The organism is Pseudoxanthomonas sacheonensis, from assembly GCF_031455975.1.
Taxonomy (GTDB): Bacteria; Pseudomonadota; Gammaproteobacteria; order Xanthomonadales; family Xanthomonadaceae; genus Pseudoxanthomonas_A; species Pseudoxanthomonas_A sacheonensis_A.
Map to the genome: position 1 here is coordinate 1 of NZ_JAVDTT010000005.1, position 15341 is coordinate 15341.

Below are 15341 nucleotides of genomic sequence, written 5' to 3' on the forward strand. Positions count from 1 at the left end.
ATCGGGCCGTCGGCGGCCGAGCACACCAGAATCGCACCGTCCATCTGCGCCGCACCGGTGATCATGTTCTTCACATAGTCGGCGTGGCCCGGGCAATCGACGTGGGCGTAGTGGCGATTGGCCGACTCGTATTCCACGTGCGCCGTCGAAATCGTGATGCCGCGCGCCTTCTCTTCCGGCGCCGCGTCAATCTGGTCGTAACCCTTGAACTCGCCACCGAAACGTTCCGCACCGATCTTCGTCAGCGCCGCCGTCAGCGTCGTCTTGCCGTGGTCAACGTGACCAATCGTGCCCACGTTCACGTGCGGCTTGGTGCGTTCGAATTTACCCTTTGCCATGGCTGCTTCTTCTCGAGTAGATCGTTGGATGGATGGTGTTTTGCTTGGAGCTTTGCAAGGTGGTGCTCACGAAAGGAATCGAACCTTCGACCTCCTCCTTACCAAGGAGGTGCTCTACCGACTGAGCTACGTGAGCATGCTTCTAAATGAACATGCCGCTTAAGTTTTTTGCCGATTCTCTAAAGCGCGCTGCGTTCGTTGGAGCGGGAGACGGGGATCGAACCCGCACCATCAGCTTGGAAGGCTGAGGTTCTACCATTGAACTACTCCCGCGCCGGGAAACTGCTGTGACACATGAAACTGGTGGAGGGAGGTGGATTCGAACCACCGAAGGCGTAAGCCAGCAGATTTACAGTCTGCCCCCGTTGGCCGCTTGGGTATCCCTCCGGATTGCGTAGATTCGATAAAGCCCAGCCGGCCAAATCAAACCGGAGTGAAACAGCCGGAGATTTTCGCCTGTAGTCCAGGCACTGTCAACCGGACATTCACTCCGATCTCCAGATAAATGATCCTGGGATGGCGCAAGAGCGCTTCAGGGTCACTCCCGTTCAGGCTGACTCGGACGGGATAGCGTGGGAGCGGCGTCCCGCCGCGAGCTCTTGCTCTTGGATTTGTACCGCAAGAGCTCGCGGCGGGACGCCGCTCCCACGCCACTCCGACGTTGATGCTTAGGGCTTGGCCGCAGCGGCAGGCGGATGAGATGGCAGCGTCTCGTCCGAATACAAGGCCACGTGCGGCACGCCGTCGGCGCCGATCCAGCCGCGATACATGCCTTCGGTGTTGAAAGGCGTGCCGATGGCGCCATCGGCGCCCAGTACGATGGCCCCGCCATCCCCGCCCAGCTTGGGAATGATCTGGTTGATGACGGTTTCGCCGGCCTGCTGCGGGGTTTCCTTCAGGTAAGCCATGCGCGCACAGATGTCGTGGGCGGCGGCGGCGCGGATGTAGAACTCGCCCCAACCGGTCCCGGAGACCGCACAGCCGGCATCGGCATAGGTGCCGGCGCCGATGATGGGCGAATCGCCGACCCGGCCGTAACGCTTGTTGGTCATGCCTCCGGTAGAGGTGCCGGCGGCCAGATGGCCCTGCCGGTCCAATGCCACCGCACCGACGGTGCCGAAGTGCTTGGCGGTCTCCAGATCGGTGTGGGCCTGCCCGGAGGCTTCTTCCTTCAGCGCTTTCTGCAGCTGCTGCCAGCGCTTCTCGGTACGGAAATAGGACGGGTCGACCAGCGTAACTCCTTGTTCCTTAGCGAATATTTCCGCCCCCTGCCCGACCATCATCACGTGCTCGGACTTTTCCATCACCGCGCGCGCCAGCAGGATCGGGTTCTTGACCGTGTGCACCCCGGCCACCGCGCCCGCCTTGCGGGTGGCGCCGTCCATCAGCGAGGAATCCAGCTCGTTCTTGCCATCGTGGGTGAAGACCGCGCCCTTGCCGGCGTTGAAATGGGGATCGTCCTCCAGCACGGTGATCGCCGCGGTCACCGCGTCCAGCGCGGGTTTGCCGACCGCCAGTTGTTCGTGGCCCTTGCGCAGCGCCAGCTCCAGCGCCGCCCGCACCGCGGCCTCGTCGGCCGGAGTCATGTCGCTGCGCACTACGCCGGCGCCGCCATGGATCAGTAGCACGCTGTCGTCGGGCTGCGCAGCCTGGACGGTAGGACCAAGCAGGACCAGCAAAGCAGCGCAAAGACGCAGTTTTTTCATCGGGATTTCCGGTTTTTCGTGGGCTGGGAAGGATTTCAGTCTAACTGGCGGACTACCAAACGGCCCTTCACCACATCGGCTTCGGATTGGAAGGCCGGGTTCTCGACGGTGAAGGCCGGCAGCACCAATCGGCTGCCGGAACCGATGCCGGTGATCATGAAGCCAGGAAAATCAAGGGCCTGCCCTGTCTGTACCCGCCCTTCCATGAATTCTCGGTAGGACTGAGGGCCATCCTTGGCAGTCAGCTCCATTAACGTCTGCGGCAGTACCAGCCAGACCTTGCCGCCTGTATCGGTGAAGACCTGGCCGGTCCCGTCGCCGTCGATGCATAGCGCCGTGTTTTCGTCCACCCCCAACCCCCTGATCTCGGAGGTGGCCTGCTCTTTGGACAGGCGGGCGACGAAGGTCAGCAGCCGCCCCAGGCGGTCGCGGGCGCCGAAATGGCTGTCGGTGATGACCCGATGCGCCGGCAGTGGGGGCAGTTGCAGGAAATCGTCGACCAGAGTGACCGCCGGGCCCATCGGATCCTTCAATGCGTCTTCTGAGGTCAGGCTGCCGCCGTCCATCGCGCCGTAGCTGAAAGCGCCCATGATGGCCAGCCCGGCGCTGGTGCCGCCCAGCGGCTTGCCGTCGCGGACATGCTGGTTGATGGCGTCGTTGAGCGGAGTGCCCTTCCAGTAGCGCACATAGTTGGACTGGTCGCCGCCGGCGATGAAGATGCCGTCGGCCTTGCGCACGATTTCCAGCACCGCCGGATCGCTGGCGGCGCGCCGGTCTTCGAACACCAACGTCTGCGCCGAAGTGATGCCACCGATATCCTTGAAGAATTCGTCTTGCGCTTCGATGGAGCCGGAGGCCCGCAGGATCACGATACGGCCATGGCCGGCCTTGCCTATCATCCAGCGGAACGCCTGGTAGGGCCATTCGCCGCCACCGACCAGCATCAAGCCCGGCTGCGTCTTTTCGGGGCGCGGCGCAGTCATGTCGCCTATTTCGTAGTAGCGGTAGCCGTCGCGCTGGGCGCTGTCGCCCGCCGTCTGCGCTGCGGCGGGGCCGACGCACATAGCCAACGCCGCCGCACAAAACCAAAGCCAGACCAGACCTGTGTTTCTGGATCGCCCGAAGGCGGTTTGCGGCTGGCTCATGTCGTCGACCTGGAAAGCGGATTGCCGATACTGACGAATGGGAGCGCCATTTCCCTACTCCCGCTCGTCGCCTACGGAGCGGCCGCCGATTGGGTTAAGGTCGGCACATGAACGAATCGCTCGACGCCTGGTTCGCCAGCGAGATCCTGGTGCACGAACAGGCGCTGAGCTACTTCCTGCGCCGTTGCTGGCCGCATCGCGACGAGCTCCACGACCTGCGCCAAGAGGTCTATGTCCGCGTCTACGAGGCCGCGGGCAAGGCGCTTCCAACCAACCCCAAGGCTTTCCTGTTCGCTACGGCGCGTCATCTGATGGCCGACCGGGTGCGTCGCAGCCGGGTGGTGTCGATCGAGGCAGTGGGTGATTTCGAGTCCTTGAACGTCTTGATAGAGGAGGTGACGCCCGAGCGCTGGTCGAGCGGGCGTCAGATCCTCAAGCGGCTGGCCGAAGCCTTCGACCGTCTTCCCGAGCGTTGCCGGGAAGTGGTCTGGCTGCGGCGGGTCGAAGAACTCCCGCAAAAGGAAGTTGCCATGCGCCTGGGTATCAGCGAGAAAACCGTGGAAAAGCACGTCGCCAAGGGCGTGCGCCTGCTCGCCGAGCATTTCTACGGCGGTGGCGCGCCCGTTGCGGACGCGCGGCAAGAACGCGCACAGGCCGAAAATGGAAGCGAACATGGCCAGCAGCAGACAGATTGAACAAATCGCGGCCGCCTGGCTCGCCCGGCGCGACGGCGACGGTTGGGACAAGCAGGCTCAGGCCGAGCTGGAGGCCTGGCTTGCCGAGGCCACCGCGCACCGGGTGGCTTTTCTGCGGCTCGAGGCGGCATGGGCGCACGGGGGACGGTTGAAGGCGCTGGGAGCCGGCGTCCCGGCCGGCGAGATACCCGCGCGCGGACAATGGGCACGCGCTTCGTTCGATATGCACGAACGCCGTGCCGCCAGCGACGAGGACGCGCCGCAGACGGACGCGACAAAGGGGCCGCCCGACCTGCGCGAGCTGGCGTTCGCCCCACGCAAGCCGCAGCGCAGTTCGCGCGTGGTCGGATATGCGGGCACCGCAATGGCGGTAGTCCTGGCGGTGGCGCTGGGCTGGGGCTGGCAACGCCATGCCTCGGTGGAACAGGCGTCCTATCTCACCGCGTTAGGCGATTTGCGCCACGTACCGCTGTCCGATGGCTCCAACGCCACCATGAGCAGCGACAGCAGGATGCAGGTGTCGCTCTCCAATGGCGAACGCCGCATCGATCTGCAGCAAGGGGAAGCGTTTTTCGAAGTAGCCAAGGATCCGGGCCGGCCGTTCGTGGTCAGCGCCGGCGGACGGCAAGTAGTGGCGGTGGGCACCCGCTTCGCGGTTCGCCGGGATGGCGCGGATCTGCGGGTGGTGGTGACCGAAGGCACGGTACGCCTGCAATCCGAAGGCGATGCCGGTCCGCGACGGATGCCGATCACCCTGCTTCACGCCGGCAACGTGGCGCTGGTCAGCAGTCGTGGCGTGTCGGTGCGCACGGGTTCGGTGGAAGAAGCCGAACGGGATCTGGACTGGCGCAGCGGTTACGTCACCTTCCGCGACACGCCATTGGAAGCCGCGGCGGCCGAATTCAACCGCTACAACGCGCGCAAGATCGTCATGGGCGATACGGAGGTGGCGGCCATGCGGGTGGGCGGCAACTTCCGCTGGTCCAATACCGAAGCGTTCGTGCGTCTGCTCGAGCAGGGGTTCCCGATCCGGGCCGAACGCCACCCGGACCGCATCGTTCTGCATAACAACTGACCCACCCCCCGCCGCGAATGTCGACGGGGGGATTTCTCGAGTTCGTTCGTCCATGTTAGTCGTGGGCGCAGTCCCGTGCGCCAATGGGGAAAAAGATGCTACGTCGTCCGTTCCGTGTGCTGCTGTTGAGTCTGGCCTGTTCTGTCTCCCTGACCGCCCTGGCCTCCCAGGCGCAAACCTCCGCATCGTCCCCCATCAACCTCCCGGCCGGCGACCTGGTTACCGCGCTGGATGCGCTGGCCCGCCAATCCGGGGCGCAATTCGTCTATCGCGCCGACCAACTCCAGGGCTTGCGTACTTCCGGTGTGCAGGGCGCCAGGTCGCCGCAGGAGGCCGTCGACCGCCTGCTGCGGGGCAGCCAATTCGTCGCCCAGCGCGACGCTTCCGGCGCAATGGTCATCGTCAAGCGCACCGCGCCGGCCAAACCACGGACGGTCCGCCAGGTCTCCATGGCCCAGCAGGCGCCGGCCGCGCCCGAAGAAGCGCCGCCGGCGGTGCAGGAACTCGAAACCATCCAGGTCACCGGTTCGCGCATTCCGCGCGCGCAGCTCGAAGGCCCTGCACCGATCACTCTGATCACCGCCGAACAGATCCAGGCGGCCGGCCTTACGTCCGTCCCGGATCTGTTGCGCTCGCTGAGCCAGAACAGCGGCAGCGTCTATGGCCAGCAGAACACCACCAACGCGCAATCCACACCGGGCGCCCAAGCGGTCGACCTGCGCGGCCTGGGACCCAACCATACCCTGGTGCTCATCAACGGTCGCCGCATCGCTGACTTTCCGCTGCCGCTGAACAGCCGCAGCAACTTCACCGACATCGGCAACATCCCGTTGGGGATGATCGACCGAGTCGAAGTGCTGACCGGCAGCGCCTCGGCCGTTTACGGCTCGGATGCCATGGCCGGCGTGATCAACTTCATCCTCAAGAAATCCACCGATGGCACCATCGTCGACTACCGCTACGGCGACACCGAGCGCGGCGGCGGCGAATCCCACCGCCTGTCGCTCACTACCGGCTTCGAACGGGACAACTTCAGCGGCATCGTCGGCCTGGAACTGCTGAACAAGCGCCCGCTGTGGGGTACCGACCGCAACGTCCAGGACTCCACCCTCGACGCACCCACCTCGCGTCGGCGCCTACCCCGACTCATCGCCCAACTCTACGACTGGGACGACGACGTCAATATCGCGCCGGCCGACGATTGCGCGGCGTTGGCGGGATTGAACGAAGGCACCACTGCGCTTGCGGAAGACAGGTTCGGCGAGCCCTATTGCGGCAGCGAACGGGCCATCGCCTACCGCACGATCCAGAACGAACGCAAAGGCGCCAATCTCTACGGTTCGTTCGAATACCGCTTTTCCGACGCGCTGTCTTGGTTCGCCGATGTCCAGCTTGGGCGCCAGACGGTCAAGCTGCTCACCGGCACCAACGGCAACGATGTGACCAGCGACCACATGGCCTGGGAATTCCACGACCCGAACTCCACCGACAACAACGACAAGATCTTCTACAACGCCGCCACCGGCCATTATGAAATCTGGTCGCGGCAGTTCTCACCCGAAGAAGTCGGCGGACTGGAAAACCGCATGAACGAGACCGTGCAGAAGACGCTGGCGGTGACCACCGGCTTCAGCGGCAAATTCGGCGAGGACTGGAACTGGGAAGCGGCCTACAACCACTCCCAGTACAAGGCAGACGTGAAGATGCCGCGCATCAAGGCCGATGTCGCCAACCGCTTTTTCCTGGGCGAGCGGCTAGGCTACGACGCCGATGGCTACGCGATCTACAGCCCGGATCCGGCGCGCCTGTTCACCCCGCTGACGCCCGCGGAGTTCGCCACCTTCGGCGTGATGTCCGTCTGGCACCCGGTAGCCAAGAACGACAATCTCAGCTTTACGTTCGATACCACCGCCCTGTTCTCCATGCCGGCCGGCGACGTCGGCTTCGCGGGCGCGATCGAATACGGCGACCAGTCCTACCGCATCAACCCCGATCCCCTCGCCCTGACCGCCGACGCCTACTACGGCCCGCGCTACGGCGATGGCCATGGCAGCCGCGACCACTGGAGCGCGGCGGGCGAGTTGCGCGTGCCCCTGCTGAGCTCCCTGCAGGCCAGCTTTGCCGGTCGCTATGATCGCTATAGCTATGGCAGCAAGGACCCGGGCAAGTTCACCTACAGCCTGGGCCTTGAGTGGCGTCCGCTGGACACGCTGTTGGTGCGCGGTTCCTATGGCACCGGCTTCCGCGCGCCGGACATGCACTACCTGTTCGCGGGCGAGGACTTCTACCGCACGGTCTCGACCGATTACTATCAGTGCCGCACCGACGAACCGGGCATGAGCGACGGCGATTGCTACGACGACGGAAGTTGGGACACCAACACGTTCGACGTCTACGCCGGCAACATGGAGCTGGACGTGGAAACCAGCAAATCGTTCACCGCGGGCTTGGTCTGGTCGCCGAGCGCCAATTTCGACCTGGCGGTGGATTACTACAAGATCAGCGTGTCGAACCAGGTACAGGCCCAGAGCAGGGAGCAGCTGCGCATCGACGAAGCCAATTGCCGGCTTGGCGTCACCAACGATGGCGATCCGGTCGACATAACTTCGCCGACCTGCGTCGACACGCTTGCCCGCGTCATCCGCGACGAAGACGGCACCATCACCAGCGTCCACTTCGCCCCCATCAACATCGCCAACGAAGAAACGTCGGGAATCGATGTGACCGCCAACTATCGCCTGCAAACCGCCGCTGCCGGCAAGTTCAATTTCAACGCCAACTACAACTGGGCCCACAAGCACACCCGTCAGCAGTACCCGGGCGATCCGACCGAGGACATGCTGGATGTCAGCTTCGCCGCCACCACGCTACCGCGGACCAAGGGCAATGTCGGCGTGAGCTGGGACCGGAATGCCTGGGGCGCCAGCCTGTTCGGCACCTACGTCGGCCGCGTCGCCAACTACGACAACGATGCGTGGACCCGAGCCAGCTGGCGTTTCAATGCCGGCGCCCGCTACGACATCAACGACCACCTGCGCGTTTCGCTGACCGTCAACAACCTGCTGGACAAAATGCCGCCAAGGGACGCGACCTGGGCGAACTACCCGTACTACGACACCTCGTGGTTCGACTCCATGGGACGTAGCTATTACATGCAGATCACTTGGAAGCTGGGTGGCGAAGGGCTGTAAGCGTCTCGCTGCCGATAAGGTGCAGAACGAAAAAACCCGCCATTCGGCGGGTTTTTTTAGGAGTGAGCTGAGAGGAGTGAGAAGTGAGGGATTTGCTACCTGCACTTCTTATACTCACTCCTCACTCCTCTCCACTCACTCCTCACTCCTCTCCACTCACTCCTCACGCCTCGCTCCTCTCCACTCACTTCTACAAGCAGGCGGCGGACCAACGCGCCGTCAGACGTTGAAACGGAAATGCAGCACGTCGCCTTCCTGCACGCGGTATTCCTTGCCTTCCAGACGCAGGCGGCCGGCTTCCTTGGCTCCCGTTTCGCCCTTGTACTTGATGAAGTCGTCGAAGGAGATGGTTTCGGCGCGGATGAAGCCCTTCTCGAAATCGGTGTGGATCACGGCGGCGGCCTGCGGTGCGGTGGAACCGGCCTTCACCGTCCAGGCCCGCACTTCCTTCACCCCGGCGGTGAAATAGGTCTGCAGGCCCAGCAGTTTGTAGGCCGCACGGATCACCCGGTTCAGACCGGGCTCGTCCAGGCCCATGTCGGTGAGGAAGGTGTCGCGGTCGGCGTCGTCCATCTGCGAGAGCTCTTCCTCGATCGCGGCGGACACCGGCACCACTTCGGCGCCTTCGGCCGCGGCGCGCGCGCGCACCGCATCCAGATGCGGGTTGTTGTCGAAACCGTCCTCCAGCACGTTGGCGATGTACAGCACGGGCTTGAGCGTGAGCAGGAACATGTCGCGCACCAGCGCGAGCTCTTCCTCATCCAGGCCGACCGTCCTGCCGGGCTTGCCGTCGTTGAGCGCGGCCTGCAGCTTGGCCAGCACCGGCTTGCGCGCGATGGCGTCCTTTTCGCCTTGCTTGGCCGAACGTTCGGCGCGGTTCAGCGCCTTTTCCACGCTGTCCAGATCGGCCAGGGCCAGCTCGGTGTCGATGGTGTCGATGTCGGAAAGCGGGTCGACCTTGTTGTTGACGTGGATGACGTCGTCGTTCTCGAAGCAGCGCACCACGTGGGTGATCGCGTCCACTTCGCGGATGTGGGCCAGAAACTTATTGCCCAGACCTTCGCCGCTGGCCGCGCCGGCGACCAGACCGGCGATGTCGACGAACTCGACCGCGGTCGGCAGCACTTTCTGCGGCTTCACGATCTCGGCCAGCTGGTTCAGGCGCAGGTCCGGCACCGGCACTACGCCCACATTCGGCTCGATGGTGCAGAACGGGAAGTTGGCCGCGGCGATGCCCGCCTTGGTCAGTGCGTTGAAGAGGGTCGATTTGCCGACGTTAGGCAGGCCGACGATGCCGCATTTGATGCCCATGGGTGGATCCGTGAATGGAGATTCGGGATTCGGGATTCGGAAAAGCGCCTGCTCTCCCAAATCCCGAATCCCCAATCCCTAATCCCTAATCCCTAATCCCGACTTGTATGCAATCGCGTCATCGCATCCATGAAATTGCCGGCAACCGCGAGCGGCAACACATCGATCGCATCGTCTATGGCGCGGCCGATCAGTATTTCATCGTCCTTGCCCGGCTTGCCCAACACCCAGCCCGTCACCTTGTCCTTGTGGCCAGGATGGCCGATACCGATGCGCATCCGGTGGAACTTGCCGTTTCCCAGCAGCTGCATGGTGTCGCGCAATCCGTTCTGGCCCCCATGGCCGCCGTCGAACTTGAGCCGCGCGATGCCTGGTGCGAGGTCCAGCTCGTCGTGCGCCAGCAACGCTTCCTCCGGCGCGATCTTCCAATAGCGCAACGCGGCGGTCACCGACTTGCCGCTGAGATTCATGTAGGTGGAAGGCTTCAACAGCCAGATCGGCTCGCCGCCGATATGGATCTTCGCGGTTTCGCCGAACAATTTGCTTTCCAGGCCGAAGCGCACGCCTTCCCTTTCGGCGAGCGTGTCGACAAAGCGGAACCCGGCGTTATGCCGGGTTCGCGCGTGTTCGGGACCGGGATTGCCCAGTCCGACGATGAGACGTAATCCTGCCATCGCGAAAATCGCCGGTACGCCCGCCGCAGCGGGCGTACCGTCAGGCGATCACTTCTTCGGCTCTTCCTTCTTGGTGACCTTGGCGGCAGGCACTTCGGCGACAGCGGCCGCATCGACCTCTTCCGCTTCTTCCTGGCCGTACTTGGCGATCACCACGGCCACGTCGTGTTCCTTGCCCAGCTTCAGCTCGGGGATTTCGACGCCGTTCGGCAGCTTCAGATCGGACAAGTGGATCACGGTGCCGACTTCCAACGCGGAAAGGTCGATCTCGATGAACTCCGGCAGGTCCTTCGGCAGGCAGCTGATTTCCACTTCGTTCAATTCGTGGGTGACCACGACTTCGGCGGCCTTGCCGGCCGGCGACTTGTCTTCATTGAGGAAGTGCAACGGCACCGAGACGCGCAGCGCTTCGTTTTCGTTCACGCGCTGGAAATCCAGGTGCAGGATCTGCTGCTTGAACGGGTGGCGTTGCATGTCGCGCAGCAGGACCTTCTGCACGTCGCCGCTGAGGCTCAGGTCCAGGATCGACGCGTAGAACCAGTCGTTCTGGCTGGCGAGCCAGACGTCGTTGTGGTTCAGCTGGATGCTGACCGGCTTGAGTTCGCCACCGTAAACGATGGCCGGCACGGTACCGGCGCGACGCAGGCGGCGGCTCGCACCCTTACCCTCGTCTTCGCGGCGCTGCACCTTGATTTCATGTGTGATTGCCATTTTCTTTACTACCTTCGGTTGAATGAACCGCCTCGCGGCGGTTTTGGAAGCTCACCCGCGACCAGGTGAGCTGGTTTGGCCGACAGCCGGAATGGCTGCCTGCCGATTGCTTCAGTCCACGTAGAGCGAACTGACCGATTCGCCAAAGGCGATCCGGCGAATGGTTTCCGCCAGCAGCTCGGCCACGCTGAGCTGGCGGATCTTGCTGCAGCCGCGTGCGGCGGCGGACAGCGGAATGGTGTCGGTGACCACCAACTCGTCGAGTTCCGACGCGTTGACGTTGTCCACCGCCGGACCCGACAGCACCGGGTGGGTGCAGTAGGCCGCCACCTTCAACGCGCCTTGCGCCTTCAGCGCGGCGGCCGCTGCGCACAAGGTGCCGGCGGTGTCGACGATGTCGTCCACCAACACGCAGGTCTTGCCTTCGACGTCGCCGATGATGTTCATCACCGTGGACACGTTGGCGCGCGGACGGCGCTTGTCGATGATGGCCAGATCGGCGTCGTCCAGACGCTTGGCCACGGCCCGCGCGCGCACCACGCCGCCGACGTCCGGCGATACCACGATCAGGTTTTCCGTGCCGTAGGCGCGCCAGATATCGGCGAGCAGCAGCGGCGACGCGTAAACGTTATCGACCGGCATGTCGAAAAAGCCCTGGATCTGATCAGCGTGCAGATCCACGGTCAGCACCCGGTCCGCATTGACGGCGGTGAACATCTTCGCCGCCACCTTGGCCGTGATCGGCACCCGCGACGAACGCGGACGGCGATCCTGGCGCGCATAACCGAAGTAAGGCACCACTGCGGTGACGCTGGCGGCCGAGGCGCGCTTCAGCGCATCCACCAGCACCAGCAACTCGACCAGATTTTCCGCGCTGGGCGCGCAGGTCGGCTGGATCACGAACACCTCCTGCCGGCGCACGTTTTCCTCGATCTCCACCTGCACTTCGCCATCGGAGAAGCGCGACACCATCGCCTTGCCCTGGCGTATGCCGAGTTCGCGGCAGATGCTGGCGGCCAACGGCTGGTTGGCGTTGCCGGAAAAGACAAGCAGGTTGCGTTCGTCTTGCATGTCGTGGGTCCGGTGATGGGAATGGAAATAGGGAACAGAGAATGGTCAGGCTTCGGAGCTTGACTATTTCCGATCCCATTCTCCGTTCCCGGAAAATTGGCTGGGGCGGAAGGATTCGAACCTACGAATGCCGGGATCAAAACCCGGTGCCTTAACCACTTGGCGACGCCCCAATGTTCTAACGCTTCTTCGGCAGGGCCTCGTGCAACAGCGAGCGATCCACGCCAGCCGCGATCCAGGCGCGCAATCCTTCCGGCAAGCCAGCTAGCGCGGCTTCGGCGGAAGCGCGATCGGTGAACTCGACGAAACAACCGCTACCGGACCCGGTGAGGCGTGGCGTACCGATCTGCGAAAGTGTTGCGAACGCGGCCTCGATGGCGGGTTCGCGACGACGCAGGATTGGCTCGAACGCATTACCGAGCAAATTTCCCGAAACGAAGTCGGCTATTTTCGCGGGTGCAGCATTGCGCGTCAAATCAGGGGCTTGGAACAAGTCCTTGGTAGGGACGTGGATTCCGGGGTCGGCCAGCACATACCAGGCAGGAGGAAGCCGAATCGGGGTCAATTCCTCCCCCACTCCCTCGGCCCAGGCGTTCTCACCACGCACGAAGACGGGGACGTCCGCGCCGAGTTGCAAGCCCAGGGCAGCCAACCGGTCCAAACTCAGACCCAGACCCCATAACTGGTTCAGGCCCACCAGCACGGTAGCGGCATCCGAGGACCCGCCACCGAAACCTCCGCCGGCAGGAATGCGCTTTTCGACGGAGATGTCGGTACCTTGGCCGATTTTGGCTTCCGATTGCAGCAAACGAGCCGCCCTGACGACCAGGTCGTCGGCCTCGGCCACACCTTTGACCGACTCCCCGTGCCGGACGATTTGGCCATCGCCACGAACGCGCAGATACAAGGTGTCTCCCCAATCCAACAGCCGGAACACGGTCTGCAGCTGGTGGTAATCGTCCTGACGGCGCCCGGTGATCTGCAGGAACAGGTTCAATTTGGCGGGCGCCGGCCATTCGGACCAGCCGTCCTCAAGGGCAAACCGACTCATTGCGGTAGGAAATCCCAGCGATCCACGATCAGCCGAACCGTCGCCCGGTCGCGCCGGGCGTCTATCCTGCGCGGCAGCGGCGGTTGCTCGCCTGCCGCATCGAACCATTCCGTGTAATCGATGCGCCAACCGGCCTGTTCGACCGTCTGCAGGCGGCCTGCGGTGGAAAAGGACTGGTTCTCGCCAGGCATGCCTTCGGCGGACAGGCCCTGGACCCAGCGGGCCAAGGCGTTGACCGGTATGTCCCAGCCGGTGGCTTCCAGCAATAAGGCCTCGGCGTCCTCGCCTTCACGCACGCCGCCCTCCAGACCTTCCAGCCGTCCGGCTTCGGAATGCGTATCGCCGATCAACCGCCAGCTCTGGCGGGTGACCGGGGCGCTCAGCGAAACCACATAGCGCGGTCCGTCCTGCTGCCAGTCGATCCTGCCGTTACCGCCTTTGCCGGCGTTGTTGATGGCCACGCGGCCTTCGAACGACCATTGCGGATGGCTATCGAGCCAGGTCGCGCGCCGGGCCTGGGTTTCTTTCGCTGCCTGTATCGCTTCCGGCTCGGATAACGGGGGTGGCAGGGAGGCCTGCGGCGCTCGCGTCGCGCATGCCGCCAGCAACAGCGAAACGCCGACCGCCATGAAGCGTGGAAGAGAGGTCATGCGCCGGTCTTCTCCAGCGCGCGCTGCAGCGAGCGGTTTTCGGCGTCCAGTTTGCGCGATTCCTCGAAGAACTTGCGCGCCTCCTCCCGCTTACCGGTGAACCACAGTACCTCGGCTATGTGCGCTGCGATTTCCGCGTCCTTCTGCAAGGTGAAAGCGCGGCGCAATTCGACCAGCGCCTCGGCGTTGCGGCCCAGGCGGTAGAGGACCCAGCCGTAGCTGTCGATGATCGCGGCTTCGTCGGGCTCGGCCGCACGGGCGCGGTCGATCAGCTCAAGCGCTTCCTGATAGCGCGTGGTGCGGTCGGCCAGGGTGTAGCCGAGCGCATTGAGCGCAGCGACGTTTTCCGGGTCGGTGACCAGGATCTTGCGCAGATCGGCTTCGGCGCGGTCGATGCGGTCGCGCCGCTCCCAGGCCAGGCCACGCGCATAGAGAAGCGCATTGTCGTCCGGGTAGGCGGCAAGCCCGCGCGCCAGCACGTCCAGTTCGCCCGCATCGTCATCGTCTTTTTGTTTTAATTCCGCTTCCAGCAGGTAGGCGCCGCGCCGCGCCTCGTCGTCGGCACCGGCATCGCCCTGCAGCGCGCGGGCATCGGCGAAGGCTTCTTCCTTGTGGCCCAGTTCGAACAAGACATTGGCGATGCGCAAACGGGCCTCGGTGCGCTGGGGGCCACCGGGAACTCCCCGGTACCAATCCAGCGCTTCCTGCGGGCGCTTGAGAAACTGAGCGATCTGTCCGATCAGCAGGCGACGCTCGGGATCCGGGTTGCTTCCCTCCTTGCGCAGTTCGTCGTACAGCACGGTCAGCGTCATGGTGTCTTCGGCCTTGGCCAGCAGCGAAGCGCGCAAACCGTAAGTCTGGTTGTCCTGCGGGCCGCGGGCCAAGGTGGCCGCCGCCTGCTTCGGATCGCTCATCGCGTCGTATTCGGCGGCGATGGCCAACCGCATTTCCGGCGTCAGTACGGCCGCGCTCGACAACCCGGCCAAGATCTTGCGCGCCTGCTCGGTGTCGCCGGCTTGGCGAAGCTGGCTGGCATGCAGCAAGGCGACCCGCGGCTCGCTCGGAAAGCGTTTCACCGCTTCGCCCACAATACGTTCGGCCAGCTTCGGCTGCTCCAGCGACTGCGCCAGTCCGCCGAAGGCCAGCCAGGCCTGCAAATTCGAGGGAATCGCGCCGGCGTCGACGAAGCCATCCAGCAGCCGCGCCGACAACGCCGGATCGCGGCCGCCGCTGCCCAGCACGGTCAGCGCGTAGCGCCAGCCCATGTCTTCCTTGTCGCGCAGCAGCGCGTCCAGTTCGCGCTGCGCGCTGGGGGCGTCGTTCTTGCGCAGCGCCAGTGCGGCCTCGGCCGCACGCATGGCCAGCGACTGCGGGGCACGCTGCCGCCAGAGCTTCAGCGCCTGGGTCGCACTGGCGTCGTCATTGGCCAGCAGGGCGATGCGGGTGGCGCGCTCGGCCAGGCCGGCGTCATCGTCCGCCTGGGCGGCCTGCAGATACCAGCGCGAGGCCTCGGGCAACTGGCCGGCCTGCAGAGCGAATTCGCCGGCCATGACCGGGGTCAGCGCATCCGGGGATTTAGGGGTCGCGGGAGCGGCCAGCAGGGGGCAAGCCATGGAGAGGAACAGCAGTACGCCAACGGTGATACGAATCATTGCGGGCATGTAGACCAGCCGGGCCGTAAAATGGCGGCCTTCGAATGGCCAGAAGCTTAGCGCAAGCACCT

The 15341-nt window shown here is 64.2% G+C and carries 13 protein-coding genes and 4 tRNA genes; 3 read left to right on the forward strand and 14 right to left on the reverse strand.

The genetic code is table 11. The features are described 5' to 3' along the window. The 6 genes from J2W94_RS16100 to J2W94_RS16125 form a co-directional block, all read right to left on the reverse strand. A partial coding sequence (locus J2W94_RS16100; protein ID WP_310095647.1) for a GTP-binding protein occupies positions 1 to 338 on the reverse strand: 338 nt, incomplete at its 3' end. Positions 339 to 398: 60 nt separating this feature from the next. Further along, positions 399 to 474: transfer RNA gene (locus J2W94_RS16105), tRNA-Thr, on the reverse strand. 63 nt (positions 475 to 537) lie between these two features. Beyond that, positions 538 to 611: transfer RNA gene (locus J2W94_RS16110), tRNA-Gly, on the reverse strand. A 28-nt stretch (positions 612 to 639) separates the two neighbouring features. Beyond that, a tRNA-Tyr gene (locus J2W94_RS16115) sits at positions 640 to 725 on the reverse strand. A 281-nt stretch (positions 726 to 1006) separates the two neighbouring features. Then, positions 1007 to 2044 carry an isoaspartyl peptidase/L-asparaginase family protein gene (locus tag J2W94_RS16120; RefSeq protein ID WP_310095649.1) on the reverse strand — a complete coding sequence of 346 codons (1038 nt, stop codon included), beginning with the start codon at positions 2042 to 2044 and terminating at the stop codon, positions 1007 to 1009. 35 nt (positions 2045 to 2079) lie between these two features. Beyond that, entirely contained in the window at positions 2080 to 3108 is a 1029-nt protein-coding gene (locus J2W94_RS16125) for a cyanophycinase (RefSeq protein ID WP_310095651.1), read from the reverse strand. A 188-nt stretch (positions 3109 to 3296) separates the two neighbouring features. Here J2W94_RS16125 and J2W94_RS16130 point away from each other — a divergent pair, with 188 nt between their 5' ends. From J2W94_RS16130 to J2W94_RS16140, 3 genes are all read left to right on the forward strand, one after another. Then, positions 3297 to 3884, forward strand: coding sequence for an RNA polymerase sigma factor (locus J2W94_RS16130; RefSeq protein ID WP_310095653.1), 588 nt, complete (start codon positions 3297 to 3299; stop codon positions 3882 to 3884). Next, complete coding sequence (locus tag J2W94_RS16135; protein WP_310095655.1) at positions 3862 to 4959, forward strand: FecR family protein; 1098 nt, start codon at positions 3862 to 3864, stop codon at positions 4957 to 4959. Before J2W94_RS16130 ends, J2W94_RS16135 begins: the two co-directional genes overlap by 23 nt. Positions 4960 to 5054: 95 nt before the next feature. Continuing rightward, the gene (locus J2W94_RS16140; RefSeq protein WP_310095657.1) at positions 5055 to 8150 is read left to right on the forward strand and encodes a TonB-dependent receptor; all 3096 of its coding nucleotides are present in this window, start codon (positions 5055 to 5057) and stop codon (positions 8148 to 8150) included. 219 nt (positions 8151 to 8369) lie between these two features. Here J2W94_RS16140 and ychF read toward each other — a convergent pair whose 3' ends face one another. The 8 genes from ychF to J2W94_RS16180 form a co-directional block, all read right to left on the reverse strand. Beyond that, positions 8370 to 9461 carry a redox-regulated ATPase YchF gene (ychF, locus tag J2W94_RS16145; protein ID WP_310095659.1) on the reverse strand — a complete coding sequence of 364 codons (1092 nt, stop codon included), beginning with the start codon at positions 9459 to 9461 and terminating at the stop codon, positions 8370 to 8372. A gap of 92 nt (positions 9462 to 9553) precedes the next feature. Next, on the reverse strand, positions 9554 to 10135 hold the full coding sequence (gene pth, locus J2W94_RS16150) for an aminoacyl-tRNA hydrolase (RefSeq protein ID WP_310095661.1): 582 nt from the start codon (positions 10133 to 10135) through the stop codon (positions 9554 to 9556). A 48-nt stretch (positions 10136 to 10183) separates the two neighbouring features. Beyond that, positions 10184 to 10846 (reverse strand): 50S ribosomal protein L25/general stress protein Ctc, encoded by a 663-nt coding sequence (locus J2W94_RS16155; protein ID WP_310095663.1) that lies wholly within the window; start codon positions 10844 to 10846, stop codon positions 10184 to 10186. 111 nt (positions 10847 to 10957) lie between these two features. After that, complete coding sequence (locus J2W94_RS16160; protein ID WP_310095665.1) at positions 10958 to 11917, reverse strand: ribose-phosphate diphosphokinase; 960 nt, start codon at positions 11915 to 11917, stop codon at positions 10958 to 10960. 97 nt (positions 11918 to 12014) lie between these two features. Continuing rightward, positions 12015 to 12090: transfer RNA gene (locus J2W94_RS16165), tRNA-Gln, on the reverse strand. A gap of 5 nt (positions 12091 to 12095) precedes the next feature. Next, a complete protein-coding gene (gene ispE, locus J2W94_RS16170) occupies positions 12096 to 12968 on the reverse strand; it encodes a 4-(cytidine 5'-diphospho)-2-C-methyl-D-erythritol kinase (RefSeq protein WP_310095667.1) in 873 nt (290 codons plus the stop codon). Next, positions 12965 to 13618 (reverse strand): lipoprotein insertase outer membrane protein LolB, encoded by a 654-nt coding sequence (gene lolB, locus J2W94_RS16175; protein ID WP_310095669.1) that lies wholly within the window; start codon positions 13616 to 13618, stop codon positions 12965 to 12967. The genes ispE and lolB overlap by 4 nt, the downstream gene beginning before the upstream one ends. Beyond that, on the reverse strand, positions 13615 to 15279 hold the full coding sequence (locus tag J2W94_RS16180; protein WP_310095671.1) for a hypothetical protein: 1665 nt from the start codon (positions 15277 to 15279) through the stop codon (positions 13615 to 13617). Before J2W94_RS16180 ends, lolB begins: the two co-directional genes overlap by 4 nt. Between the last annotated feature and the right edge of the window lie 62 nt (positions 15280 to 15341).

What these genes read in the sequence shown, in the direction of transcription:
- J2W94_RS16120 (WP_310095649.1), bottom strand. Translation starts at nt 2,044, where the DNA reads ATGAAAAAACTGCGTCTTTGCGCTGCTTTGCTGGTCCTGCTTGGTCCT.
- J2W94_RS16125 (WP_310095651.1), bottom strand. Translation starts at nt 3,108, where the DNA reads ATGTGCGTCGGCCCCGCCGCAGCGCAGACGGCGGGCGACAGCGCCCAG.
- J2W94_RS16130 (WP_310095653.1), top strand. Translation starts at nt 3,297, where the DNA reads ATGAACGAATCGCTCGACGCCTGGTTCGCCAGCGAGATCCTGGTGCAC.
- J2W94_RS16135 (WP_310095655.1), top strand. Translation starts at nt 3,862, where the DNA reads ATGGCCAGCAGCAGACAGATTGAACAAATCGCGGCCGCCTGGCTCGCC.
- J2W94_RS16140 (WP_310095657.1), top strand. Translation starts at nt 5,055, where the DNA reads ATGCTACGTCGTCCGTTCCGTGTGCTGCTGTTGAGTCTGGCCTGTTCT.
- ychF (WP_310095659.1), bottom strand. Translation starts at nt 9,461, where the DNA reads ATGGGCATCAAATGCGGCATCGTCGGCCTGCCTAACGTCGGCAAATCG.
- pth (WP_310095661.1), bottom strand. Translation starts at nt 10,135, where the DNA reads ATGGCAGGATTACGTCTCATCGTCGGACTGGGCAATCCCGGTCCCGAA.
- J2W94_RS16155 (WP_310095663.1), bottom strand. Translation starts at nt 10,846, where the DNA reads ATGGCAATCACACATGAAATCAAGGTGCAGCGCCGCGAAGACGAGGGT.
- J2W94_RS16160 (WP_310095665.1), bottom strand. Translation starts at nt 11,917, where the DNA reads ATGCAAGACGAACGCAACCTGCTTGTCTTTTCCGGCAACGCCAACCAG.
- ispE (WP_310095667.1), bottom strand. Translation starts at nt 12,968, where the DNA reads ATGAGTCGGTTTGCCCTTGAGGACGGCTGGTCCGAATGGCCGGCGCCC.
- lolB (WP_310095669.1), bottom strand. Translation starts at nt 13,618, where the DNA reads ATGACCTCTCTTCCACGCTTCATGGCGGTCGGCGTTTCGCTGTTGCTG.
- J2W94_RS16180 (WP_310095671.1), bottom strand. Translation starts at nt 15,279, where the DNA reads ATGCCCGCAATGATTCGTATCACCGTTGGCGTACTGCTGTTCCTCTCC.